The organism is Pseudomonas sp. C8002, assembly GCF_013385765.1.
Lineage (GTDB): Bacteria > Pseudomonadota > Gammaproteobacteria > Pseudomonadales > Pseudomonadaceae > Aquipseudomonas.
Genome location: NZ_JACAPJ010000018.1, coordinates 23,010 through 49,606, shown reverse-complemented (window position 1 = coordinate 49,606; position 26,597 = coordinate 23,010). Strand labels below are relative to the sequence as shown.

The 26,597-nt window shown below is 61.0% G+C and carries 16 protein-coding genes; 6 read left to right on the top strand and 10 right to left on the bottom strand.

Translation table 11 applies throughout. The features are described 5' to 3' along the window. The first annotated feature begins 40 nt into the window (after positions 1–40). Complete coding sequence (locus HX814_RS23010; protein WP_177009631.1) at positions 41–2,071, top strand: hypothetical protein; 2,031 nt, start codon at positions 41–43, stop codon at positions 2,069–2,071. 232 nt (positions 2,072–2,303) lie between these two features. Further along, positions 2,304–4,571 carry an autotransporter outer membrane beta-barrel domain-containing protein gene (locus tag HX814_RS23005; protein ID WP_177009630.1) on the top strand — a complete coding sequence of 756 codons (2,268 nt, stop codon included), beginning with the start codon at positions 2,304–2,306 and terminating at the stop codon, positions 4,569–4,571. Positions 4,572–4,658: 87 nt separating this feature from the next. Here HX814_RS23005 and HX814_RS23000 read toward each other — a convergent pair whose 3' ends face one another. The 7 genes from HX814_RS23000 to HX814_RS22970 all read right to left on the bottom strand — a co-directional run bounded on the left by HX814_RS23000 (position 4,659) and on the right by HX814_RS22970 (position 19,612). Then, positions 4,659–8,507, bottom strand: a complete 3,849-nt coding sequence (locus HX814_RS23000) for an Ig-like domain-containing protein (protein WP_177009629.1) — start codon at positions 8,505–8,507, stop codon at positions 4,659–4,661. A gap of 125 nt (positions 8,508–8,632) precedes the next feature. Continuing rightward, positions 8,633–9,232 carry a LysE family translocator gene (locus HX814_RS22995; protein WP_008431228.1) on the bottom strand — a complete coding sequence of 200 codons (600 nt, stop codon included), beginning with the start codon at positions 9,230–9,232 and terminating at the stop codon, positions 8,633–8,635. 188 nt (positions 9,233–9,420) lie between these two features. Next, the gene (locus HX814_RS22990; protein WP_177009628.1) at positions 9,421–13,617 is read right to left on the bottom strand and encodes a YncE family protein; all 4,197 of its coding nucleotides are present in this window, start codon (positions 13,615–13,617) and stop codon (positions 9,421–9,423) included. Positions 13,618–13,742: 125 nt separating this feature from the next. Then, positions 13,743–14,582 carry an AraC family transcriptional regulator gene (locus HX814_RS22985; protein ID WP_177009627.1) on the bottom strand — a complete coding sequence of 280 codons (840 nt, stop codon included), beginning with the start codon at positions 14,580–14,582 and terminating at the stop codon, positions 13,743–13,745. Positions 14,583–14,664: 82 nt separating this feature from the next. Then, the gene (locus HX814_RS22980) at positions 14,665–15,306 is read right to left on the bottom strand and encodes a DUF1345 domain-containing protein (protein ID WP_003214055.1); all 642 of its coding nucleotides are present in this window, start codon (positions 15,304–15,306) and stop codon (positions 14,665–14,667) included. Between the two features lie 43 nt (positions 15,307–15,349). Then, complete coding sequence (locus HX814_RS22975; protein WP_177009626.1) at positions 15,350–18,442, bottom strand: efflux RND transporter permease subunit; 3,093 nt, start codon at positions 18,440–18,442, stop codon at positions 15,350–15,352. Positions 18,443–18,454: 12 nt separating this feature from the next. Next, positions 18,455–19,612 (bottom strand): efflux RND transporter periplasmic adaptor subunit, encoded by a 1,158-nt coding sequence (locus HX814_RS22970; protein WP_023658897.1) that lies wholly within the window; start codon positions 19,610–19,612, stop codon positions 18,455–18,457. A 305-nt stretch (positions 19,613–19,917) separates the two neighbouring features. On the opposite strand from HX814_RS22970, the gene HX814_RS22965 reads away from it, so the two are divergent. The 4 genes from HX814_RS22965 (at position 19,918) to nudC (ending at position 23,794) form a co-directional block, all read left to right on the top strand. After that, positions 19,918–20,619 carry a response regulator transcription factor gene (locus HX814_RS22965; RefSeq protein WP_003214048.1) on the top strand — a complete coding sequence of 234 codons (702 nt, stop codon included), beginning with the start codon at positions 19,918–19,920 and terminating at the stop codon, positions 20,617–20,619. Between the two features lie 3 nt (positions 20,620–20,622). Further along, on the top strand, positions 20,623–21,918 hold the full coding sequence (locus HX814_RS22960; RefSeq protein ID WP_177009625.1) for an ATP-binding protein: 1,296 nt from the start codon (positions 20,623–20,625) through the stop codon (positions 21,916–21,918). Positions 21,919–22,141: 223 nt separating this feature from the next. Then, positions 22,142–22,954 carry a crotonase/enoyl-CoA hydratase family protein gene (locus HX814_RS22955; RefSeq protein ID WP_102369234.1) on the top strand — a complete coding sequence of 271 codons (813 nt, stop codon included), beginning with the start codon at positions 22,142–22,144 and terminating at the stop codon, positions 22,952–22,954. Positions 22,955–22,960: 6 nt separating this feature from the next. Then, the gene (gene nudC, locus HX814_RS22950; protein WP_008430294.1) at positions 22,961–23,794 is read left to right on the top strand and encodes an NAD(+) diphosphatase; all 834 of its coding nucleotides are present in this window, start codon (positions 22,961–22,963) and stop codon (positions 23,792–23,794) included. Here nudC and HX814_RS22945 read toward each other — a convergent pair. The 3 genes from HX814_RS22945 to HX814_RS22935 all read right to left on the bottom strand — a co-directional run bounded on the left by HX814_RS22945 (position 23,762) and on the right by HX814_RS22935 (position 26,528). After that, positions 23,762–24,541 (bottom strand): TSUP family transporter, encoded by a 780-nt coding sequence (locus tag HX814_RS22945; RefSeq protein ID WP_003208505.1) that lies wholly within the window; start codon positions 24,539–24,541, stop codon positions 23,762–23,764. The two genes, nudC and HX814_RS22945, sit on opposite strands and share 33 nt — an antisense overlap. Positions 24,542–24,736: 195 nt before the next feature. Continuing rightward, entirely contained in the window at positions 24,737–25,453 is a 717-nt protein-coding gene (pcsA, locus tag HX814_RS22940; protein ID WP_003208507.1) for a phosphatidylcholine synthase, read from the bottom strand. Positions 25,454–25,601: 148 nt separating this feature from the next. Further along, entirely contained in the window at positions 25,602–26,528 is a 927-nt protein-coding gene (locus HX814_RS22935; RefSeq protein WP_134326771.1) for a class I SAM-dependent methyltransferase, read from the bottom strand. Positions 26,529–26,597 lie beyond the last annotated feature (69 nt).

Here is a 26,597-nt window from a genome sequence, read left to right as displayed (position 1 = left end):
TGGGTGAGATGTAATTCGTCTTAATATCTGGAGACACGTAATGAAAAAGGACACGCTCGACTTTATCCGTAACTATGCAAAGAATCGAAGTGCCAATACGGCTGACTACTTGCCTGATGGTCGTCTTGAAGGTGAGGTGCCTGGGTACCCTGGATTGCTTTCACGGGAGTACAACCTGCGTGAGAATTTGAATTTCTCTATTCCACTATGGCCTGACGCCGATACTCATCCGACGCTTGACGATATTGTCACTGTTTGGTGGAAAAATTTCGATGACACCGAGTGGGGCACGCCCATTTATAATTTCACCGTTGTTGCCCCAGGGCCTGAGACACCGGTGAACATTGCTCAAGGTCGGCGGCCCGCGGGGCGGTACCAAATCAAGTACGGAATTAACGTACGTGGCGTTGACAACTATTCCGAATCAGATCCGCAGACCGTTGTCGTTGACCTGACACCACCGTATGCCATTTCCCCCGATGCACCGCCGGCGCCGATTCCGCCTGCCGACCTGCCAACACCTGCCGACCGCGACTACTTTGAAAGCAAGCCCAATGAGTCTGCAGTGTTTACGATCCCGGATTATGTGGCGCATGGTCGGGCAGACGGCGATTGGGCGTATCTTTACTATAATGGCTCCGATACGCCCTATGCACCCAACCCGCCCGATCCTTCGCCACGCTGGAATCTGCCTGCGGACCTGAGCTTTCCATTGCCATTATCCGTGGTTGACGCCAATCCGGATGGCCTGCGCAATTTGCGGTATGAGTTGTTCGACGCGGCAGGGAATTGGGCGCGGCTTTCGACTGCCTACGAGATGGACGTGGGCCTGTTTCCTGCGCCCGAGAACCTGCTGGCCCCCCTGGTTGGCCGAACCTCACCCCCCGGCGATGTATTGATTGATCGGGCGGACGTTGCGCTGGACGGCGGCATGATCGTGCGTATTCCTGAATATACGAACTTTCTGCGCGGCGTCGATGGAGATGAATTCCTCGTCACATTGAGGACAAGCATCACCACCGTTAACTTGGAGGCCCAGCCACTGGGCAACAGCCGTTTCCCGGCGGAGGTTTACGTTCCGTACAGGGTGCTGGAAATCCTGTATGGCGCCACTCGAGGGCTATTGCCGTTGACCGTTTCCTATGTGGTGCGGCGGCGGTCTGTCAACAACCCGGCGACACCGACCACCACCGTCAACCTGGACCTGTTTGTTGTCGGCCCCACTCCCATTGGCCCGGACCCGATCAACGATGACCTGCTGCCCGTAGTCGTGAACGGGGTGGACGCAACCGGTACCGAGGGCCCCGACGACGAACTGGAGCGCGACCACGCCAACCGGCCTGCAATTGCTCGGGTAACGTTATGGAGTACGGCACCCACACCGGATGCCAGCGACTTTACGATCCGCCTTTACTATTCGGGCGAACTCGTTGCTACCCAACCGGTGACTGGTGCCTCGGCTGGCCAGGTGATTCCGCTCTCAATCCCGTGGAGCTTCATTGAGCGTCATGGCAATGGCCGCAAGACGGTGTTCTACACCATTGCCCAAGGGGCCAGCACCAACCGCCAGTTTTCCCCTGACACCACGGTGACGGTGAATGCCAACTTTAAAGAGCTTGCCCCGCCGGTGGTACGACATCTGTCGGACGCAGGGGCGATCAACTGCACTACGTTCAGGCCTGAAAATCCTCCCGGAAACGTTGTGGTGTTTATCCCGTCTTCGGAGCACTTTGAACTGAGGATGGTGGTTACGCTGCACTGGCAGGGCTACAGCGACAATGCAGGAATGGTAGCGGTCCCGGCAGCAGTGGGTCGTGTGGACTCCATACCGCTCACGCAAGCCATGATCAATTCTGGGTTCGAGTTGCTCCTGGGGCCCTATGAGACCATCTACAAACCCATCCAGCCCCACTCGGGTGCAAGGCTGGCCGGCTCCGCGCGGATCTGGTACACCATCAACCTGCCCGAAGGACCATTACCTTCCGATGAAGCGCATCCTCTTGTTCGCGGGGTTCGGATAGGTGGAACGAATGGCTTTTTCTGCGACGGTACTGCCGTCCCGCTTCCTTGATACTTGTTTGAGCCCTAATGCCAAAGAGGAGCCTTGCTCCTCTTTGGCATTTTTGCCGTTGGGTCGACTACAAACTGCATTCACTTTCAGCACAGCACCTTGGGATTAGTCCTACAGATGTTGGGAACAGCTCTGGGTACCTTGGGCGCCGCTTGATTGGCAGGGTCCACACGCTTTTCGGAACCGGCCAGTTTTTTTCCGTAAAGGAACGCCAACCCAGAGGTCCGTAAAGATGTCAGCTCCATTCAATTTCAAACCAACTCCCTTAAGCCTTGCCTTCAAGGCCAAGGCCGTCACACTGCTGATGCTCATGGCGCAGTTGTCCGAAGCGCGTGTCGTGACCGGCCCGGATGAAATGGCGGGGCCTGGCCCGCGCCCTGACACTTTTGAATTGCGTGCAGGTTCCCGCCTGACGGTTCTGGGAGTGCCCACCCTGCAAATCACTGCCAATTCCGCAACCCTGATTGTCAATGCCGGCAGCAGCACCCGGGACATTGCCGCAATCAACTCCGACATCCGCATCGATGGTTCGGACGTCGTTGCGCGGGATTCGGCAAGGGCCGGGGTTCATGTCACGGGCAGCAACGTGCTGATCACCAACAGCAACATTACCCACAACAACGGAACCGGGCTGGCAGCGGCCCGTTCCCTGGGCGCCACCAATGGTTCCAGCGTCACGGTCGTCAACAGTCACATCACCGGCAGCACCCGCGGTGCCTCGGCCAGTGCCCACAGTGTGCTGGACCTGACCGATTCGCGTGTCGAGGCGACCGCAGATGATGGCGTGGGTATCGAACTGTTCAATGGCCAGGCCCGTGCGTTCAATACCAGCATCGTTGGTGGAGACATTGGCGTGAAGATGGGCGTGGATAACGACCCGACTTTGGCCAGCAGCCTGATCCTCGACCGCTCGAGCGTCGAGGGCAAGACCTGTTCGGCGATTCAGGTCGGCTCGTTCCGGCCCGGGGAATCCACCCTTGCTGATATTCATGTACTCAATGGCTCCACGCTGACCGGCGCAAACGGTGTGCTGCTGGAAGTCATGAACGGCGCCACCGCCAACATGAACGTCGACCGCAGCTTCCTGGTCGGCGATGTCGTGGCCGAAGACGGCAGCACCGCCAGGTTGCAGCTCAACAATGGCTCCTGGCTCACCGGCAAACTGCAGAACGTCGCCGAGTTGAGCGTCAATTCAGCGTCCCACTGGATGCTGGTGGATGACAGTTCAGTCGGCGACTTGATCATGGGCGGCGGCACCGTGCACTTTGGCGGCGCCGATGAGTTCTTCCAGTTGGACGTCAACAGCCTGTCGGGTGACGGCAGCTATGTGATGCACACCGACTTCAGCACCGGCCAGACCGACTTGCTCAACGTCAACGGGGTTGCCACGGGCAACCACAGCCTGCTGTTGGCGGCGACCGGCTCCGAGTTGGCGAGTGCCTTGCCGATTCGTGTGGTGCACACCGAAGGTGGCGATGCGCACTTCTCGCTGGACGGCGACACCGTGGATGTGGGCGCCTATTCCTACGGGCTGAAGAAGGAAGACACCGACTGGTACCTCGATCCTAACCGTCGTGGCACCAGCAACAGCACCAAAACCGTAATGGCGTTGTTCAACACGGCCCCCACCGTGCTGTACGGCGAGATGTCCCTGCTGCGTACCCGCATGGGTGAACTGCGTTTCAGCGACGGCCAGAGCAACGGGTTCTGGATGCGTGGCTACGGCAACAAATACGAGGTAGCCGGGAACAAGGACGGTGGTGGCTACACGCAAAACCAGCGTGGCCTGAGCCTGGGTGCCGATGCGCCATTGTCGGGCGGAGATGGCCAGTGGATGGCCGGTGTCATGGCGGGTCACAGCACGTCCGACATCAGCGCCAACACTTCCGGCAGCGGCAAGGTCAACAGCTACTACCTGGGGGGGTATGCCACCTGGATCGACGACGAGAGCGGGCTGTACTTCGACGGCGTGGTCAAGCTCAACCGCTTGCACAACGAGGTCAACGTGACCATGAGCGACGGCAAGCGTGCCAAGGGCAACTACACGCAGAATGCCGTGAGCGCATCGGCGGAAGTCGGCCGGCATATCAAGCTCGACGATGGTTACTTTGTAGAACCGTACTCGCAACTGAGCACAGCGATTATCCAGGCGCAAAGTTACGAGCTGGACAATGGCCTGCAGGCCAAGGGTGATCGCACCGCCTCCGTGGTGGGCAAGCTCGGCGTGACAGGTGGCAAGAATATCCAGCTGGAGAGCGGCGGGGTGCTGCAGCCCTACCTGCGTACAGCGTTGGCCCATGAGTTCAACCACAGCAACAAGGTCAAGGTGAACGACCAGCGCTTCAACAACGATGTGTTCGGTTCGCGTATTGAAGTGGCAGCGGGCGTGGCGATGTCGGTGTCGAAGAACGTCAAGCTGCACGCTGATATTGAACATGCCCAAGGCAAGAAGGTGGATCAGCCGTGGGGGGTTAATGTGGGAGTGCGTTACGATTTCTAGGAAACAGGGGTAAGAAAAAGGAAGCCGAGGCTTCCTTTTTTTGTGGGTGGGTTTTTGGGAGTTGAATAAATCTGTCCCGGTTATTTGCTAAAACGGAGTGATGCACCATGCCGGCCAATTCGGCAGTCCGTTAATGGAGTAAATTGGTGTTCCGCTGTTTGACGCCTGAACAAAGTAATACCACCTGCCGCTAGCATCGAAATAACACAATCCGTACGGAATTGAGCGAGCCGGAGGGGTGTAGCGTGTTTGCAGTAGCGTCCAACTGGAAACTATGCTGCCTCCAATTGATCTCATCCAATTTATTTGAGCTTGTGGAGATTGCTGTGTTTCGTTAATGCGTAGTTGAAAAATATTGGAAACAACCACTGCGTACGCTCGCGAGACGTTGTTCCTGTCTCTCACAGTAATAGTCGCTTGACCGTTACGGAGGCCGGTTACTTTGCCTGTGTTGGCGTCCACAAAAGCAACATTAGGGTTGCTGGAAGCGTAGCTATAGTTACTCACGCCGCCGCTTGCTGTGCGGGTTGCTGTATTGCCTGGCCAGTCCAGCCCGGTTGCTGGCCAGTTAGTGATCACCTTAATACCATTCAAATTAAGCTGGCTTTGATCGATCCTCAGTGAAGAGATAATGCTGTAACTTGCAATGGGGAAGGTAATGGCGGCTGACTCAACACTACTGCCATCAAAAGCCACTTTGCAGGTTACGGTAATGGTGCTGTTGTTGGGTAGCCCATCCAGCCATGAGCGCAGCACAGGCTTATTCACCAAGCCGGTAGATACTTCTCCCGCCTGCAGGCTGTAGTTTGTCAGCACGTTCAAAGGCGCGCTACCGGACCTGGAGAGTTGTACCCAAACCTTCTGCCCTGCAACAGCCAACGGCCATGGTGCAACGCTGAGCGTGGCATTACCGCTGAAATTGTTCAGGTTCAGAACGCCGCCATTGGCAATCCCATTAATAGACGGCCGAGGCAGGGCCGACGACGGAACGCGGTTAACGCTCAGCTTCTGGGGCTCTGACGGGACAATATTCGTCCCTATCGTCGCCATATAACGGAGCTCGATCAATTTGCCCGCGCTATTGGCGAGGATGTCCCGGCTGATCTGAAAGTCGACGCGCTTATTGGTGTTACCGTTCTGCGCCGGGATGGTCGCCATGGTGCCGTTCGGGTAAATCCACTCGAGGGCGATGCGGTGGGCCGCGGTCATTTCGTTATAGGCCACCGCCACATAGGCGTTGTTCTGCCAGTCCTGTGGGTCGATGGTCAAGGTGGCGCCTTGCAGGTTGGCAAAGGCCGGGCGCGGCAATGTGGCGGGGATCGACTGGATAATATGCTCGCGTACACCAAACAATACTGCGGTGTTTTTATCAGTGCTTTCGGCCAGGCTGACCCAGAAGCGAATGGTCAGGTGCGACTCGTTCCTGAGGCCTTGCAGCTCCGCCAACGGTATGGGTTGCGAGACACCCAGGGTGGCGCTTTCTCCAACGGGGGCGGCGATAAAAGTGTCCAGGTTGAACGCACTGCCGTCGGTGTTGGTACCCGTGTATTGCAGCCACATGAACTGCTCTTCAAAGGCCAAAGGCCAGGCCGCCACACGGGTGCGGGCTTGAGCGACGAGCTCGTTCGTCGGCAGGATCACGCTGTTGCCGACCCCGTCGATGGTTGGTGTGGGTAAGCCACTCAACGGCAGCAGGTCCAGGTTCAGAGTATCCGACTCATGGAGAAACCCGCTGCGGGTAAAACTGTATTGCACACTGATGCGGTTACGCTCGTTGCGAATGCCCTTGGCAATGGTACGGGCCTCTATCGGCACACCCACTTCATTGGTGTCGGGGTTGCCCCAACCCGTTTCGACGGTGCTGCCCAGCAGATCGGCCGTCACCCATTTCACTGAAAACGATTCGCTCTCGCGCATGCGCCGGTATTTCACCAGCACCGTTGCACCCGATTGAGCCACCAGCGGGTCAAGCCGGTCAGGGTACTGCTCGGCTTCCACGACTTCAGGCGCATCCAGTTCCACGCCACGGCCCACGGTCAGGAGGGTTGTAAACGAGCGCAAGGTGAGTTTCGGCAGCGGGGTTTCGCGTTCCAAGCTGTAGGTGATGCGCAGTTGGCCATCGAAGTTGTTATCCAGCACTGCACGGCTGACCTGCAGTACCAGTGGCTGGCCCTGTGTCGCACCGTTGATCGTCACCGAACCGCTGGCGGAACCGCCTGTGCCCGTGCCCACAATGTTCCATTGGATATGGTCGCGGCTCCTGGTTGCCGTATAGGGTAGCGTCAGCAGCACGCTGTCGCCCACTACGTCAACCGGGTCAACGTTGTCGTCAATCGCGCCCTGCAGGGTGGGGGCAGGCATGGTTTCGAGGCGTTCGTCGATGCGTACTGTCAGCACCCGTGATTTGCGTTCAATCAGCGCACCGTAGGCATGCAACTGGCTGTCTGCGCCGTCATCGACCAGGTAATACACCGCGACATCACCGAGCCCCTTGAACTGTTGCAGTATTTCGCTTGGAACCCGGCGCGTGCCACCCTGGTCCCCGGCCAGTTGCGGGTCGGAATAGCGCATTCCACCGCCCCCTGGAACGATCTGCTCGATGACCAGGGTTTCCATCGAATCGTAGGCGTGTGGCTGGTAGGACGGGATGCTGATAAACGCATCATCGTCCGGGTTGATCAGGCCCAACTCGCTCGGGGTCACGGTCACTGCCGGCATCGAGGTCGGTGTACCCACCACCGTCACGGTGACACTGCCAGACTGCCCGAGGTGGCCACCGGTGGCGGTGTGCCAGACGAATGAAGCCCTGAACGAGCCGCCGATGACGCGCTCGATCAAATCGCGGTCTACCGGGAAGATCTCTTCCCGACCGTTCCTGACTTCGACAGGATCAAGCACCAGTTCTTCGATCGTGCCGTCCGCCAGTGTGGCCGTCAGGGTAATCGTGACCTGGTTTGGGGGCAGCGGGGCCGGTGTCACCCGTGGGGTCTGCAACAGGATTTCGAACAGTGAATTACTTTGCGTGTCGTAATCGATTTGCCGGCTTTCCGCGTCATCCACCAGGAAAAACGGCGCGCTCATCAAGCTGGGGTCCAGTTCGGCGACCAGTCCATACGGCTTGGAGTACTGGTATTTTTCCCCTGAGTAATTCTGAACCACATCGAACACCCTGAAGCGCAGGGTGAGTGCGCCGTTGAGGCCGCCCTTGAGAATATTTTCCTTGCTGATAAATACCCTGATCGGCTGGATACCGGCGGCCTCGGCGGCCGTGACCAGGTGCCTGATCTCAACTCCGTCCCAATAGAACTCAATGGTGTCGTTCTTGCGCACGTTCGGATAGGGCGCAATCACGGCGTATAACCCGCGACTGATCGTGTCCATGTTGATCGTGCTGCTTTCGGGCAAGCCGTCGACACTCAGGCTCAGTTTACTGTGCCATTTGTCGTCACCATTGTTCTCAATCCCGCCGGGACGGGTGGTCTTGATCAATATGCTTTGCGGCGGCGAGGTGCTTTCCTGGCCGCTGCCTGCGCGCACTACCCGCGCGCGCACTTGAACTTCACCTTCAGGCATGCGTTCGGCGATGACGTACATGCCATAACGATCCTGGTCCATCTCGACGACACCAGACGCCTGAAGATCGTTATTGAGGTACAACTCAAAGGCGTCGAAGATGGCCCAGGTGTGCCATTTTTCCAGGACGAAATACGCATAGGGCTGAACATGCCGAATGCCCAGGCCATAGGCGTAAGGTTCATCGGGATACTGGTCAAGCGAGACCGGCGGGAACGCCGAATAGGGCGGGGCCAGGTCTTCAGCCGTGATCACCGGCAGGGGCGCGGGCTCAAGGAGGGTCAGGGGGCTGTCGGAAACAGGTACACTTGGGTCTTCAATGACCGAGGCATTGTCATCGGGGTCGATCGGTTGGTTGGGCATGCTGACCACTCCTTGCTGGAAGTCACGCACAGCGCTGGCTGTGCATATAGGCAAGGGAAATCAAACACCCGCAGCCCCGATAGCGGATAGCTGTGAAAACTGACAGTGCCGACGAATGGTTGTGTCTACACCCAGACGCTCAGCCAGCTTGAGACCAGCAACAACACCGCCATGCAGCGGTTGAACCGTTGCATGGCCTTGGGCGAGCGAAACACCCGGCTGCTTCCGACCCCCAGCAATGCCCATGCGCCGAGGCACGGCAAGGCGATCACAAAGAACGCCAGCGACAGGTACAGCACATGGCTCTGGCGTTCATCGCCATTGCCGGCAAACACGCTCACCACCGCCAGGGCCATCATCCAGGTCTTGGGGTTGACCAGTTGCAGGCTGGCGGCGCCGGCCAGGCCCAAGGGTTTTTGCACGGCAGCCGGGTCGATTGACTCGGCGGGGGCGCTGAAGATCTGCCAGGAAAGGTAGCTGAGCCAGGCGACCCCCAGCCATTGCATCGCTGCCTGCACCCGGGGCCAGTGCGCCAGCGACTGGCCAACGCCGCAGCCTACCAGCAGCACAATCCCCGCCGCCCCCGCGCATGCGCCCAGCACGATAGGCAGCGCGGCTTTGAAGCCATACCGTGCGCTGTTACTCAGCACCAGGATATTGGTGGGGCCAGGGGTGATGGAGGCTACAAAAGCGAATAACAGGAAGGGCAACAGGGTAGGGAACATGGTGGGGCGAGTCCGTAAGTGGGGCGATGGAGTCGATGGTTGCAGGGGCGTGGTGGCGTGTCTGGAAGGTTTGAGCAGGGGCGTGCGGACACGGGCAGGGGATAGTGGCGGGAGAGCTATAGGGGACAAAAAAAGGGACAAGTCCATGGTTTAGATGGACCTGTCCCGGTTATACCTCGGTTAGTTAATCAATAACGCATGACGTAGAGTCCTTGCGAGTCACTGTCGGTGAAATAAGCTTTTGAACCGTTCGGTAGTACTGCAATATTGCCAGATCCAAACCCAATGTCCACGGGTACAGTCGCTATAAGCCTGTCCGTATTTGTGTCAAATATGTTGAAGACCCTGTACCCTGCCGTATAGACATGAGGAAGTACCGGGTTGACTGCAACCGACCTTCCCCATCCCACCCCAATCACGGTCACCAAACTGTTGGTGTTGGTGTTTATTATCGCCAAGCCATCAGCTCTCGCCAAATAGAGGCGAGGGGTGTTGGTACTTAAAGCCATGGGCCCAATCACTCCCTGAATGACAGTTACAACACTATTGTTTGCAGTATTGATAACAGTCGTATCAACCGCGTTGAAACCGCCGCCATAGGTCGTAAGATAGGCACGCGTATTATTAGGTGAGCGGGCGATGAAGCGAGACTGACCCGCTATTTGAGCTATCCGATTGCCGGTGGCGGCGTCGTAAGTATAAGCACCGCTCCTCGCAGTAACATATAGCCGAGTGCCTGCAGTATTGATCGCCAAGTCCACTATAATTTCATTTACGGTGGCATAGGTCGCAACTCTGGCGAAGGAGGTTGTACTGATTACCGCTATGCTGGTGCGGACCAGGTCCAGGTAGAGTCTTGATCCGTCCGGGTGAATTGCAAGGTGCCCACTGGACTGAATGTCATACGAAGCCGAGTGAATAATGGCGTCCGTTGCTGTGTCGATTACGTAAATCGCAGTTCTACCACCCGCGCCAACAGCGACATAAACGCGGCGCCCGTCAGGGCTGACGACGACCCCGTTTGATGAGTCGAGGAGGGTAGGAATAAATTTGACCTCCGCTAGCCATGTCACGGTATAGGTACTTTGCAGGAGCGGGATGGCTTTTGACTCATCGTCACTGCCGTCATACGTCACTTTGCAGGTCACCGTGAACGTAGTGTTTTTCCCCAGGCTTGCCAGCCAGCTGCGGGAGACAGCTTGGTTGGTGATGCCGTTGGCCGCTTGAGCAGCAGTAATGGCGTGTGCCCTCAGCACCGACAAAGGTTCTACACCTGCCGCCTCCAGCGTGATCCATACACGTTGACCTTGCTTGCTCAATTCCCATTTGGCTACTGAGACGTGTGCATCCCCGGTGAACGCCTGGAGGTCCAGGGTTGTGCCGCTGTTCATGTTATTGATTCGCGGTTGTGGCGGTCTTCCCGCCGGGATCCTGGCCACTGTCAATACCTGCGTTTCTGAAGGCACCGGGCTGCCATTGATGGTGGCGACATAGCGCAACTCAATGGTTTTGCCGACGCTGTCTGCCAGCACTTCATTGGTAATGACGAAATCCACACGACCGCCGTCCAGGCCGTTCTTGGCGTCAATATCCGCAACACCGCCATCCGGGAAAATCCATTGCAACTGGATGGAATGGCTTGGATTCATGCCGCCATACGCCACCGTGACACTGGCGTTGTCTACGTGGTCCAGCGGCTGAATGGTCATCGTTGCCCCGGGCTGGTCGTTGAACCGTGGGTGCGGCAGCACGGCGGGCAGGGTTTGCACACGGTGTTCACGCACGCCAAACAGCACGGCGGTGTTCTTGTCGGGGCTTTCTGCCAGGCTGACCCAGAAGCGGATGGTCAGGTGCGAGCCATCCATCAATCGCTGCAGTTTGTCCACTGGCGCGGGTGGCGAGATACCGTTGGCGGCACCGTTTTCGGTGACCAGGTTGGCGGTGTAAGTGTCCTCGCGGTACGGGCTGCCGTCGGCAAACGTGCCCTCCCAACTCATCCACATAAACTGCCCGGCATCGATAAACGGCCAGACGGATACACGGGCGCGGGCCTGGTCATTGAGTTTCGACAGGTCGAGCAGGGTGCTGTCGCCAATGCCGTCGATCGTCGGTGTGGGCAGCCCGGTGAGGGGAAGCAGGTGCAGGTCGACAGTGTCCGAAGGGTACGGAAAGGCGCCACGGTTGAAGTGGTATTGCACGCTGATCTGGTTGCCACCGGGGCGAATACCCCTGGCGATGGTGCGGGCCGGGATGGTCACGAATACTTCGTTGGTGGACGGGTTGCCCAGGGTGTACTCGGTGGCACTGCCCAGCCCGTCGCGGCTCAACCAGTCGACCTTGATCTGGTCGGTGGCCTGCATCGGCCGGTATCTCACGATGACCTTGGCGCCGCTCAATGCGGCCAGGGGGTTGAGTGCGTCGGGGAACAGGGTGGCGCCGTCGATAACCGGACGGTCCAGTTGCACGCCGCGGCCCACGGTCAGGTTGAGCACCTCGGAGCGCAATACCAGGCGCGGCGGGCCGCTGCGTTCGAGGCTATAGGTAATGCGCAGGCTGCCATTATTGTTGTTGTCGAGGATCGCCCGGCTCACCGGGAAAACCAGGGGCTTGCCTGCCGTGCCGCCGTTGATGCGCACAACGCCACTGGCCGAGCCGTCAAGGCCGGAGCCGATGGCGTTCCAGTGGATCAGGTCACCTTCTTCGGTCTGCCCGTGCGGGGCGGGCAAGGTCAGGGGCAGGGTCAGCAGCAAGGTGGGCGTGGTCACATGGCTGGGGTCGATGTTGTTGCCCAGGGCGCCTTCCAGGTGTGCAGTCGGCATGTTGCCGATGCGTTCACCCACGTGGGCGAACAGCTCGCGGGACTTGCGAGTGGTCAATGCGTTGCCGTCCAGGACGTGGCCGGCGCCATCGTTGACCAGGTAATAAAATGCGATGTCGCCCACGCCTTCAAACTGTTTCAGGTGCTCTTTGCTGACGTAGCGCGTGCCGCCCTGGGCGCCCGCCAGTTGTTCTTCCACGTAGTCTTCGCCGCCGCCGCCAGGACGGATATGTTCGATCACCAGGGTTTCCAGCCAGTCCGGGTTGTGGGGTTCGTAGAAGGGGATCTGCACGGTGATGTCCTGATCGGGCTCGATCAGCCCCACCTCGATCGGTGCGACCGTCACTGCCGGCATCGCCACCGGCGTGCCCACCACGCTGACGGAGGTACTGCCGGATTGCTCCACGCGGCCGTCGTTTTTCAGCCACTGGAACGAGACCCGGAAGGACCCGCCCACCAGTTGTTCGATAATCTCCCGGTCGACGGTGACAAATTCAACGCTGAGGTTTCTGTCCACCACCGGGGCCAAGGGGAACACCTGGGTCGAACCGTCGCCCAGGGTACCGAACAAGGTCACCGCCAATTGGTGCCGCGGCAGGGGCGCCGGGGTTTGCCGAGGCACCGTCACCAGCACTTCGAAGGTTGCCTCGCTCTGGGTATCGAAGTCGATCTGGGTCGCCTCTTCGCCATCCACCAGGAAGATCGGTGCAGAAAGCAGGTTTGGATCCAGCTCGCTGTCCAGGAAGTAGGGTTTGGAATACTGGTATTTATCCCCGGAGAAGTTTTGCACCACGTCCGAGACCCGGAACCGCAGGGTCAGCTTGCCGAAATGCCCCCCCTGCAAAATGATGTCCCTGGAGACAAAGACGCGAATCGGCCCTGAACCCGCGACTTCGGCCGGGCTGACGATATGCGTGACTAAAACCCCATCCCACGACAGCTCGATCTGGTCATTCTGGCGCAGGTTTTCATAGCGCTGGATCAGGCACCAGACCCCGCTGTTGGCATTATCTATATTAACGGTGGAGCCCTCAGGCAGGCCTTCCACCGTCATCACCAGGCCCGGGTGCCATTTGCTGCCGGGGTCGTTATCGCGGCCACCGGGGCGGGTGGTCTTGATCAGGATGGTTTGCAGCGGCGACGTACTCTCCTGGCCGCTGCCGGCCCGCACTACGCGGCCGTATATCTGGACGTCGCCTTCGGGGATGAATTCTTCGGGGACGAACAAGTCGTAACGGTCCCGGTCTTCAAGCGCAATATCGGCGGCGACTGCATTGACCAGGTCGTTGAGGTAGAGGGCGTAGAAGTCGTAATTGAAGTTGAACCAGCGTTCGAAGGTCCACTGGGCAAAGGGGCGCACGTGGCGGATGCCCAGGCCGTAGACCCCTCTTTCAGGATACAGCGTGGCATCCAGCGGGACCGACGGATAGGCTGACTTGGGTGGGTCGAGGTCTTCGACGCGGCGCGACGCCAGGCCTGACGATGGGTTATGCAGCACGAGGGCGTTGCCGGGCGGGTTGTTGTCGCCCAGCGGCGCATTATCCGGGGCTATGGGAAAATTGGGCATGGACAGGCTTCCTTGAATGAGGCGCGGCCCTGAGTGGCCGACTGCTGACAAGAAGATCAAACACCTATCGGGGGGCGTGGCGAACCTGTGAGAATTGACAGTGCCGACGAGTGGTGGTGGCGCAGCTAGCGCTGCAAAACGCTTGAACACCGCTTGCGATACGCCGCCGGCGTCAGGCCATACGCCCTCACGAACCAGCGCCCCAGGTGACTCTGGTCGGCAAAGCCCAGGGCAACCGCCACGTCGGCGGGTTGCTTGCCGTTGGCCAGCCAATGCCGGGCGCGGGCCAGGCGCAGTTGCACCAGGTAGGCATGGGGTGGCAGGCCGAAGGCGCTCTTGAAGGCGCGGGTAAGGCGAAAGCGATCGACGCCGCAGGCCAGCGCCAGTTCATCCATGCCCACGTCTTGCTGCAGGTGCGCATGCAGGTATTCCCGGGCCTTGTGCGCCACCCGTGGCAGGCGAGGGTCTTCATGGTAGCGGGTGCGCCAGTGCAGTTGCGCAGTGAGGCGTTCGAGCAGTTGGTCCATTGCCTGTTGCCGCACGATGCGCAGCTCACCTCCGTGCAAGGTCTGGAAGGCCCGGCTGGTGGCCAGGGCCAGGCGCGGGTCGCTGGCCAGGGTGCTGGCAAACCCCAGCTGGCTGTCGAGCGGCGCTTCTTCGAACACTGCGCTGACTTCCCGCGCCAACCACTGCGGGTCGAGGTAAAGCATGTGGTAGGTAAAACCGTCCGCCGTGGGCGCGTCGCCGTCGTGCAGCTCGCCGGGCTCCACCAGGAACACCTGGCCGGGCACGCTGTTATGGCGGGTGCGCCGGCAGTTGAACTGCTGCACACCTTGTTCCGTGACGCCCACCAGGTAGCTGTCGTGCCAGTGCGGGTCGTAGGCGTGGCCCTCGAAATGCGCGCGCAGGGTCTCGATGCCGGTGTCGGCGTCCTGAGCCAGGTCGATCCAGTTGTGGGCGGCCATAAAATACCTATGGGGTGGAACACTGCAAGAGCGAACAAGCTCGCTCCTGCAGGGGCTTAGCGTCTAGAAGGTTTGTGCAGCTTCATCCAAACAATCCGGCGGCGATGTTGATCGAGAACCCCAGGATCGCCGTGTTGAACAGAAACCCGATCAACGATTGCCCCAGCACCACCTTGCGCATGGTACGCGTGGCAACCCCGACATCCGCCGTTTGCACCGCCACGCCGATGGTGAACGAGAAGTACAGGAAGTCCCAGTAATTGGGCGTGCGTAAATCCTCGGCAAAGCGCAGTGCCGGCTCGGGGCCGTCCCAGGTGTAATACAGGCGCGCATAGTGCACGCTGAAAATCACCCCGATCAGCAGCCATGAGCCAACCACCGTCAGGCCGGTGAAGCCGTAATGCAACAGGCGCTGGCTATCGCTCAGGTCCTTGGTGCCCACCAGGTTCAGGGTGATGGTCGCCAGGCTGGCAATCGCCGCGATGCACACCATGAACAACACCAGGCCGGCGTTCTCGTCCTCGATCTCGGCGATGCGTTTCACGTCGTCGGCCCGGGAATGGCTGGTGAGCCACAGCATCAGCACCAGGTAGGTCCAGACCCCGGCGTTCCAGCCGATGAGGATTTTGCTGATGATCGTGTCGGCGGGAGCCAGGAGCCCCACCGCCAGGCCCAGGACGGCGGCGGAGGACAGGCGAGGGTGGGTGCGTGCGAGGAAGGGCATGGCGCTCACAAATCAGGGATGTGTAAGCACCATAGCGCATTTATTACGTGTGGCGCTTGCGCACCAGCTTCATGACCACGACGAAGAACACCGGCACAAACACCACCGCCAGCGTCGCGGTAATCATGCCGCCGATCACCCCGGTACCGATGGCCTGCTGGCTGGCCGAGCTGGCGCCCGTGGCAATCGCCAACGGCACCACGCCGAGGATGAACGCCAGGGACGTCATGATGATCGGCCGCAGGCGCAGGCGTGCGGCTTTCAGCGTGGCGTCGATCAGGTCTTCACCCTGGTCATACAGGTCCTTGGCAAACTCGATGATCAGGATCGCGTTCTTCGCCGACAGCCCAATGATGGTAATCAGGCCGACCTTGAAGAACACATCGTTGGGCATCCCGCGCAAGCTTACGGCCAATACCGCGCCGAGCACGCCGAGGGGCACCACCAGCAGCACCGAGGTCGGAATCGACCAGCTCTCATACAGCGCCGCCAGGCACAGGAACACGATCAGCAGCGACAAACCGAGCAGCAGCGGGGCCTGGGAGCCGGACAAGCGTTCCTGCAACGACAGGCCAGTCCATTCCTGGCCCAGGCCGGCGGGCAGTTGGCTGACCAGGCGCTGGATTTCCTCCATCGCCTCGCCGGTACTGTGGCCCGGTGCCGATTCACCGGAAATCGCGATGGCCGGGTAGCCGTTGTAGCGGGTCAACTGGGCGGGGCCCTGAATCCAGCGCGCCTCGACGAAGGCCGACAGCGGCACCATCTTCCCGGCATTGTTGCGCACATGGATCTTCATCAGGTCGGCCACCTGGCTGCGCTGATCACCTTCGGCCTGCACCACCACCCGCTGCATGCGGCCCTGGTTGGGGAAGTCGTTGATATAGGCCGAACCGATGGCCGAGGACAGCACATTGCCGATATCGGCAAAGGAAATGCCCAGGGCATTGGCTTGCTTGCGGTCAACTTCCAGCTGTACCTGAGGTGCCTCGGCCAGGGCGCTTTCACGCACGTTGGTCAGGATCGGGCTTTTCTCGGCGGCGGCCAGCAGTTCGGTACGGGCCTCCATCAACGCGGCATGGCCGACGCCGCCACGGTCCTGCAGGCGGAACTCGAAACCACTGGAGGTGCCCAGGCCATCCACCGGCGGCGGCAGGATTGCATAGGCAATCGCGTCCTTCAGCTCGGTAAAGGCCGCGTTGGCACGGTCCGCAATGGCCGAGGCGGAATCCTTGCTGCTGCGTTCCGACCAGTCCTTGAGCGTGGTAAACGCCAGCGCGGCGTTCTGCCCCGAACCGGAGAAGCTGAAACCCATGATCATCGTGGTATCGCCCACGCCCGGCTCGCCGGCGTTGTGTGCCTCGATCTGCTCGGCCACCTGCACCGTGCGGTTTTTGCTGGCACCCGGCGGCAGCTGGATATCGGTGATGGTGTAGCCCTGGTCTTCCACCGGCAGGAAGGACGAGGGCAGGCGGGCGAACAACACCCCAAGCCCCACCACCAGCACCAGATAGATCAACAGGTAACGCCCGCTGCGCTTGAGGGCGTAGGCCACCCAGCCTTCATAGCGGTCGGTGAACTGCTCGAAGCGCCGGTTGAACCAGCCGAAGAACCCGCCTTTCTCATGGTGCTCGCCCTTGGCAATCGGCTTGAGCAAGGTGGCGCACAGGGCCGGGGTCAAGGTCAGGGCGAGGAATGCCGAAAACAGGATCGAGGTGGCCATCGACAACGAGAACTGCTGATAGATCACGCCTACCGAACCCGGCATGAACGCCATCGGCAGGAACACCGCCACCAGCACCAGGGTGATACCGACAATCGCCCCGGTAATCTGGCCCATGGCCTTGCGCGTGGCCTCCTTGGGCGACAGGCCCTCGGTAACCATGATCCGCTCGACGTTCTCCACCACCACAATCGCATCGTCCACCAAAATGCCGATGGCCAGCACCATGCCGAACATGGTCAGCACGTTGATCGAGAAACCCAGCAACAGCATCGTCGCAAAGGTGCCCATCAGCGCGATGGGCACTACCAGCGTCGGGATCAATGTGTAGCGAATGTTTTGCAGGAACAGGAACATCACCGCAAACACCAGCAACATCGCTTCGCCCAGGGTGTACACCACCTTGGTGATCGAGACCTTCACGAACGGCGAGGTGTCGTACGGAATTTTGTATTCGACGTTGGCCGGGAAGTAGCGCGCCAGTTCGTCCATCTTCGCCCGCACCAGGGTTGCGGTGCTCAAGGCGTTGGCGCCCGGTGACAGCTGCACGCTGACGGCGGTGGACGGCTTGCCGTTCAGGCGGGTGGAGAACTGGTATTCCTGGCTGCCGATTTCCACTCGCGCCACGTCACCGACGCGCACGGTGGAACCGTCCGGGTTGGCCTTGAGCACGATGTCGGCAAATTCGGCCGGGGTCGACAGTTGGCCTTTCACCAGGATCGACGCGGTGATCTCCTGGGTCTTGGTGCCTGGCAAATCGCCGATGCTGCCGGCCGACACTTGGGCGTTCTGCGCCGCAATCGCCGCGTTGACGTCGGCCGGGGTCAGGTTGAAGCCGATCAGCTTCTGCGGGTCGATCCAGATGCGCATTGCGCGTTCGGCGCCGTACAGCTGGGCCTTGCCCACACCGTCGAGGCGCTTGAGTTCGTTCATCACGTTGCGCGCCAGGTAATCGCTGAGCGCCACGTCATCGAGCTTGCCGTCACTGGAGGTCAGGGTCACCAGCAGCAGGAAGCCGGCGGAGACTTTCTCCACCTGCAAGCCTTGCTGCGTCACGGCTTGGGGCAGGCGCGGCTCCACGGCCTTGAGACGGTTTTGCACATCGACCTGGGCCATCTCCGGGTCGGTGCCCGGCTGAAAGGTGGCGGTGATGGTGGCCGAACCGAGGCTGCTCTGGGATTCGAAATACAGCAGGTGATCGGCGCCGTTAAGCTCCTGCTCGATCAGGCTGACCACGCTTTCGTCCAGGGTTTGCGCGGAGGCACCCGGGTACACCGCATAGATCTCGACTTTTGGCGGCGCGACGTTGGGGTACTGCGCGACTGGCAACTGCGGGATGGCGAGGGCGCCGGCCAGCAGGATAAACAGGGCGACCACCCAGGCGAAGATCGGGCGGTCAATAAAGAACTGCGGCATGTTTAACGATCCTTATTGGCCGGATGCCTGGGCGATGGGCGCGGGGCTGTCGTCGACCTGGACTTTCTCGCCAGGGCGGGCGTGTTGCAGGCCTTCGACGACGATACGGTCACCGGCCTTCAGGCCGCGGGTCACCACCCAGCGGTCATTGACCACCGAACCCAGTTCTACCGGCTGCTGGCTCACGGTTTGCTCGGCGTCCAGCAGCAACACCATCGGGATCCCGGCGCTGTCGCGGGTGATCGCCCGCTGCGGCACGCTGATCCCTTGCTGGTCGACGGCTTGCTCCAGGCGCACGCGGATAAAGCTGCCGGGCAGCAGGTCGAGGTCCGGGTTGGGGAACTCGCTGCGCAAGATGATCTGCCCGGTGCCCGGGTCGACGCTGATCTCGGCGAACAGCAACTTGCCCGGCAGCGGATACAGGCTGCCGTCATCCTGGATCAGCGTGGCCTTGGCCTGGTCCTGGCCGACTTGCTTCAAGTGCCCGGCGCGAAAGGCCCTGCGCAGGTCGTTCAGCTCGCGGGTGGATTGGGTCAGGTCGGCGTGGATCGGGTCCAGTTGCTGGATCAGCGCCATCGGTGTGGCTTCGTTCTGGCCCACCAGCGCACCTTCGGTCACCAGCGCACGGCCAATCCGACCGGAAATCGGCGCAGTCACGGTGGCATAACCCAGGTTCAATTTGGCGCGCTGCACGGCGGCCTGGTTGGCGGCCACATCGGCGGCGGTTTGCCGGGCGGCGGCGCGGGCGTTGTCGTATTCCTGGCCGCTGATGGCGTTGCCTTCCACCAGTTGGCTGTAGCGCTGCTCTTGCAGGCGCGCCTGGAATGCATTGGCCTCGGCCTTGCGCAGGCTGGCCTGGGCGCTGTCGAGGTCGGCCTTGAACGGCGCCGGGTCAATCCGGAACAGCACATCGCCCTGTTTGACGTCATGGCCTTCCTTGAACACCCGTTGCAACACCACGCCGGCCACCCGGGCGCGCACTTCGGCGATGCGTGGCGCGGCAATCCGTCCGCTCAACTCGCTGGTGATGGACAGGGGCTTGGCTTCCAGGGTTTCGATCCGCACCTTGGCCAGCGGCGCCTCGGCGGCGTCGTCCGCCGACTTGCCACACGCGCTCAACGCCAGTGTCAGGGCCAACAGGCAAAACGGCGCAAACAGATTCTTCGACATGCTCATATCCCAATATTGACTGGCGCATCCTACGGGCGCCCCCGCCACAGTGCTGTGAAGCTCTGTAGGTGGTGTGTGAAGAAATGTAAGGTGCGACCCACAGATGCACGCGGGCGTATATCCTTCATAACCGCCGAACCTTACACGATCTTCCTGACACCGAAGATCAAATGTGGGAGCGGGCTTGCTCGCGAAGGCGGTGTGTCAGTCGCCGTGTGCGTTAACTGAAACACCGCCTTCGCGAGCAAGCCCGCTCCCACATTGGATTTGCGTACTACTCAGAAATTGTATTATTTGGAAATACCATGCCCAACATTCTTCTGGTGGAAGACGACGCCGCGCTCTCCGAATTGATCGCCAGTTACCTGGAACGCAACGGCTATCACGTCAGCGTGCTCAGCCGGGGTGACCACGTGCGTGAGCGTGCGCGGCTCAACCCGCCGGACCTGGTGATCCTCGACCTGATGCTGCCGGGCCTCGACGGCTTGCAGGTCTGCCGGTTGCTGCGGGCCGACTCGGCCACGCTGCCGATCCTGATGCTCACCGCCCGCGACGACAGCCACGACCAGGTGTTGGGCCTGGAAATGGGCGCCGACGACTACGTCACCAAACCCTGCGAGCCGCGGGTATTGCTGGCGCGGGTGCGAACCTTGCTGCGCCGCAGCAGCCTCACCGAACCCCAGGTGGCCAACGACCAGATCCTGATGGGCAACCTGTGCATCGACCTGTCGGAACGCACCGTGACCTGGCGCGACCAGCCGGTTGAGCTGTCCAGCGGTGAATACAACCTGCTGGTGGTGCTGGCCCGGCACGCCGGCGAAGTGCTCAGCCGCGACCAGATCCTGCAACGCCTGCGCGGCATCGAGTTCAACGGCACCGACCGTTCGGTGGACGTGGCGATTTCCAAGCTGCGGCGCAAGTTCGACGACCACGCGGGCGAGGCGCGCAAGATCAAGACGGTGTGGGGCAAGGGCTACCTGTTCAGCCGTTCCGAGTGGGAATGCTGAGCCATGTTTCGCGTCCTGATTCGGCTGTACCTGATCACCATCGTCACCTTCGCCGCCGCGATCTACCTGGTGCCCCGGGCGGTGATCCAGCTGTTTGAACACCGTTACATGAACTACAACATCGAGCAGTCCCGAGGCATGCAGAGCCTGATCGTCAAGGAGTATCGACGGGTGCCGATGGAGCAGTGGGCCAATGTCACCGTGCGACTGTCGGCGGATTTCGCGCCGCTGAAGGTGCAACTGCTGCGTATCCAGGACGCCAGCTACACCCCTGAAGAACAGCGCCTGCTGGAAAAGGACCAGATGGTGATTCGCCTGGGCGAGTGGGGCTGGGCGGACGACGTCAGCTCGGCCCTGGACGACCAGTTGGTGGTCAAGGTCTCGGTACCGCCGGACCCGCTGGACATGAACCTGCTGTACTGGAGCATGAACGTGCTGATCGGCGCGGCGCTGCTGGCGTGCCTGCTGTTCTGGCTGCGGCCCCACTGGCGTGACCTGGAACGCCTGAAAAGCACCGCCGCGCAACTCGGCCAGGGCGACCTTGCGGCCCGCACAAAAATCCCGCCCAGCTCCAACATCGGCAGCCTGGCGGCGGTGTTCGACACCATGGCCAACGACATCGAACAGCTGCTCAACCAGCAACGCGACTTGCTCAATGCCGTCTCCCATGAACTGCGTACGCCGCTGACGCGCCTGGACTTCGGCCTGGCCCTGGCGCTGTCCGACGACCTCCCGGCGGCCAGCCGTGAGCGGCTGCAAGGGTTGGTGGCGCACATTCGCGAGCTGGATGAGCTGGTGCTGGAGCTGCTCTCCTACAGCCGTTTGCAAAACCCGGCGCAAACACCCGAGCGGGTGGAAGTGGTGCTGGATGAGTTCATCGACAGCATCCTGGGCAGCGTCGACGACGAACTGGAAAACCCCGATATCGTGATGGACGTGGTGCTGGACTGCGCCGTGGAACGCTTCACCCTGGACCCGCGCCTGACCGCCCGGGCCCTGCAAAACCTGCTGCGCAACGCCATGCGGTATTGCGAGCGGCGAATTCAGGTGGGGGTGAAGGTGTGTCCCAGGGGGTGCGAGATTTGCGTGGATGATGACGGTATTGGCATTCCGGTTGACCAGCGGGAGCGGATTTTCGAGCCGTTCTACCGGCTGGATCGCAGCCGTGACCGCGCCACTGGCGGTTTTGGCCTGGGATTGGCCATCAGCCGGCGGGCGCTGGAGGCTCAGGGCGGAACATTGACGGCCCAGGCTTCGCCATTGGGTGGTGCACGCTTCCGGCTCTGGCTGCCGAGTTAAAGAACACCACAAAACCATTGTGGGAGCTGGCTTGCCTGCGATAGCGGTGGGTCAGCTTGCATCTTTGCTAACTGATACACCGCCATCGCAGGCAAGCCAGCTCCCACATTTGATCTTCATCGTTCTTCAGTCCCGAATTTGGCGTTTGCACAGCCTTACCACCTCACGCGGTGCCTTGTTATAGTTCGGCCCCTATTCCAGCCGCCAGTCAAGGATCACTGCCATGTCCGAATACCAAGCCTTTGTCGTCGAACTCAGCGGCAACGTCGCCCATGTGCAGCTCAATCGCCCGGAAAAGATCAACGCGATGAACGCGGCGTTCTGGACCGAGATCATCGACATCTTCCAATGGGTCGAAGACACCGACGCGGTGCGAGCCGTGGTCATCAGCGGCGCCGGCAAGCATTTCTCCTCCGGCATCGACCTGATGCTGCTGGCCTCGGTCGCCAACGAGTTCGGCAAGGACGTGGGCCGCAACGCGCGCCTGCTGCGGCGCAAGATCCTCGAACTGCAAGCCTCCTTCAACGCCGTCGACAACTGCCGCAAGCCGGTACTCGCGGCGATCCATGGCTATTGCATCGGCGGCGCCATCGACCTGATCAGCGCCTGTGACATGCGTTACGCCGCCGAAGATGCGCAATTCTCCATCAAGGAAATCGACATCGGCATGGCCGCCGACGTCGGCACCCTGCAACGCCTGCCGCGCATCGTCGGCGATGGCATGCTGCGCGAGCTGGCCTACACCGGCCGCCAGTTCGGCGCCGAAGAGGCGCGCAGCATCGGCCTGGTAAATCGGGTGTACAGCGATCACCAGAGCCTGCTGGCCGGCGTGCTGGAAATCGCCCGGGAAATCGCCGCCAAATCGCCGATCGCGGTCACCGGCACCAAGGCGATGATCAGCTACATGCGTGACCACACGATCAATGACGGTTTGGAATACGTTGCCACCTGGAACTCAGCTATGTTGCAATCCAACGACCTGCGCGTGGCCATCGCGGCCCATATGAGCAAGCAGAAACCCGACTTCGTGGATTGACTGAACATGACCCCAGGCTGGATTACCACAACGCTGCTGGACAACGACGCCCCGGGCGGCTGGGCCGTGGCCCGCAGCCGTGAAGGCTTTTTACACGACCAGAACGGCCCGCTGTTTCCCCGGGAGTGGCTCAAGCGCCAGGACCTCTCGGTGTTCGCCGAGCATGGCATCGGTCACCTGGACGGCGAGCCGGTGTACCTGCTGGAACTCAACAGCCCCGCCGACGTGCCGGGCTGCGGCTGGCAGGGCCTGCGGGCATTCATGCTGCAGGGCGATCACACGCTGTACAAAGTCCTGGGCTACGCCGCGCAAATCGGCACCTGGGCCCGGGAGCATCGTTTTTGCGGCAGTTGCGGCCAGGCGATGGTGCAGGTGCCGCGGGAGCGGGCGATGTTCTGCCAGGCCTGTGACCTGCGCAGCTACCCGCGTATCTCGCCGAGCATGATCGTGCTGGTGACCCGTGGCGACGAGATCCTGCTGGCCCGCTCGCCGCGCTTTGTCACGGGGGTCTACAGTACCCTGGCGGGGTTTGCCGAGCCGGGTGAGTCGGCCGAGGACTGCCTGATTCGCGAGGTGCGTGAAGAAGTGCAGGTGGAGGTCAAGAACATCCAGTACATGGGCAGCCAGTGCTGGCCGTTCCCGCACTCGATGATGCTGGGCTTTCACGCCGAGTACGCCGGTGGCGACATCGTGCCCCAGGCTGACGAGATCGAAGACGCGCAGTGGTTCAACATCCATGAACTGCCGCCGTTGCCGGCGTCGCGCTCGATTGCGCGCTACCTGATCGACCTCTACCTGGCCCGTCGCCTAGGTCACGCTGAACCAGTGCTGCCAGGCTAGGCGCACCGTCAGGCCGAGCACCACGGTGATGAACACCGGGCGAATGAACTTGGCGCCGCCGCTGATGGCGCTGCGTGCGCCAAAAAACGCGCCGCACATCACCGACACGCCCATGCACAGGCCGACAATCCAGTCTACCGAGCCATTGAAAATGAACACCGTCAGCGCCGCCGCGTTGCTGACGAAGTTCATGCTGCGCGCCACGCCGCTGGCCTTTACCAGGTCGATGGGGTGCAACAGCATGGTACTCACGGTCCAGAACGCCCCGGTGCCCGGGCCGGCGACGCCGTCGTAGAAACCCAGGCCAAAGCCCTGGGTGGACTGCCATTTCTTCTTGATCGGTGCGTCGTTGTCCAGCGCCGCCTTGGGCGTGCCGCCGAACAGCAAATACAAACCGCAGCCGAACACAATCACCGGGAGCATCTTGTTCAGGGTTTCTGCCGGCAGGTAATGGGCCACGACCGCGCCGGTGAGTGCACCGACCAGGGTGCCGACGATGGCGTGCACCCACTGGCGCGGATGAAACAGCTTGCGCCGGTAGAAGGTAAAGCTGGCAGTGGCCGAGCCGAAGGTGGAACTGAGCTTGTTGGTGCCCAGCACCAGGTGGGGCGGCATGCCGGCGGTCAGCAGGGCGGGCGTGGTGAGCAGGCCGCCACCGCCGGCGATGGCGTCGATGAAACCGGCGATAAAGGCAACCACGGCGAGGATCGCCAGGGTGGTGAGGTCAACGCTGAGTTCGAAAGGCATGGGCAAGACTTAGTCGGCAGGGCGCAGCAAGGGCTGCGCGAAAGGCCGGTATCTTACCCATAACCCTGGGTCGAGGCGATCCAAATGTGGGAGCGGGCTTGCTCGCGAATGCGCAGTGTCAGTCACTGGATAGAGTGGCTGATCCACCGCCTTCGCGAGCAAGCCCGCTCCCACATTTCAACCGTGCCTGCTTGGCTATTTATGTGTTTCGACCCACTCCAGTGCGGTCCGCCAGATGCAGATCCCCAGGAAGTACGCCGACATCAGCAACCACAGGCCCAGGGTCAGGCGATTGGTGTACGGGAAGTCGATCACCAGCAGCAGGCTGCACAGCAACCAGATGGTGGTCACGGCAATATTGATCGGCATGAAGCGCTTGACCCGGAACGGGTGCAGGAACTTCATCGGCGTCACGGTCAGCAACGCCAGGCCGATCACGGTGAGCAAGGTGACCCAGGCTTCCGGCTGGATGATATAGACGCACAGCGCCACCACGTTCCATGCGGCGGGGAAGCCGACGAAGTAGTTGTCCTTGCTCTTCATGTTGACGTTGCAGAAGCAGAACAGCGACGACACCAGAATCACCGACACCGTAAACAACGGGGTGAAGTCCGGCAGGGCGATATAGCGATAGATAAACAGCGCCGGAATAAACACGTACGTCAGGTAATCAATCACCAGGTCCAATACCGAGCCATCGAAGCTTGGCAGCACTGTTTGCACATTCACCCGTCGCGCGAGAGAGCCGTCGACCCCATCGACGATCAAGGCCAGGCCCAGCCACAGCAGGCAAGCCTTGGGCTGGTTGTCGAGCAGTGCCAGGGTGGCCAGGAAGGCCAGCACCACGCCGGTGGCGGTAAAACCATGGGCGCCCCAGGCCTTGAGACGGGCTACATGCAGGGTCGATATCACAGGGGCGTTCTCCAAAAGGTGAAACAGGGCAGCCGACGGGGTAGCACCGTCGAATCTGGCCAGAGTGTGCAGGTATCGACCGGGAAGGGGGGGATAAGGTTCACCACCCGGCGTAGGTTAAGCGTAGCAAGCGCAGGACGTTTCGGCATCAGCCTTGGCGAAACACCAGTGCCTTTAATCCGCTTTGCGGGTCGATATCGGGGAATTCCGGCGGGTTTTCCAGCCGCTGGTCAAAGCGCAGGCCAGGCGCTTCGCGGGTTACGCCGTCGATCAGGAAGTCTTCGCCGAACGCCGGGTCGTTCATGCACGCCAGCACCGTACCCTGGGCCGTGAGCAAATCCGGCAGGCGACGCAGCACCCGCTGGTAGTCCTTGGTCAAAAGGAAACTGCCTTTCTGGAACGAGGGCGGGTCGATGATCACCAGGTCGTACGGGCCGCTGTTGGTGACCTTGGCCCAGGACTTGAACAGGTCGTGGCCGAGGAACGTCACCTTGCTCAGGTCGTGGCCGTTCAGGCGGTGATTGTCGCGACCCCGGCTCAGGGCGCCACGGGCCATGTCCAGGTTCACCACATGCTCGGCGCCGCCTTCGATGGCCGCCACGGAGAAACCACAGGTGTAGGCGAACAGGTTCAGCACCCGCAGGCCATGAGCCTGTTCGCGTACCCAGTTGCGGCCGTAACGCATGTCGAGGAACAGCCCACTGTTCTGCTTTTTGCCCAGGTCGATCAGGTAGCGCAGGCCGCCTTCGGTGATGGTCAGTTCGTCGACCACCTCGCCCAGCAGCCATTCGGTGGTGCTTTGCGGCAGGTAGCGGTGTTGCAGCGCCACGGTATGGGCGCCGAATGACCGCCAGTCGATCTGCATCAGCACCTGCTTCAAGGCCTCAAGCTCCGTGGCTTCTGGCTCCTTGAACAGCGAGACCAGCACCACGCCTTGCAGCCAGTCCACCGTCAGTTGCTCCAGGCCCGGCCAGCAGCGGCCACGCCCGTGAAACAGGCGCCGGGTCTCGGCGGGGACGGTTTGCAGGGCGTTCAGCAAATGGGTGTGCAGGGTGGCGAGTGCGTCTGGGTTCATCGGGCAACGTCGGTCATTGAGCGGGCGGCATTTTAAACACAATTGCGGGGTGTTCGGGAGTTGAAGCAC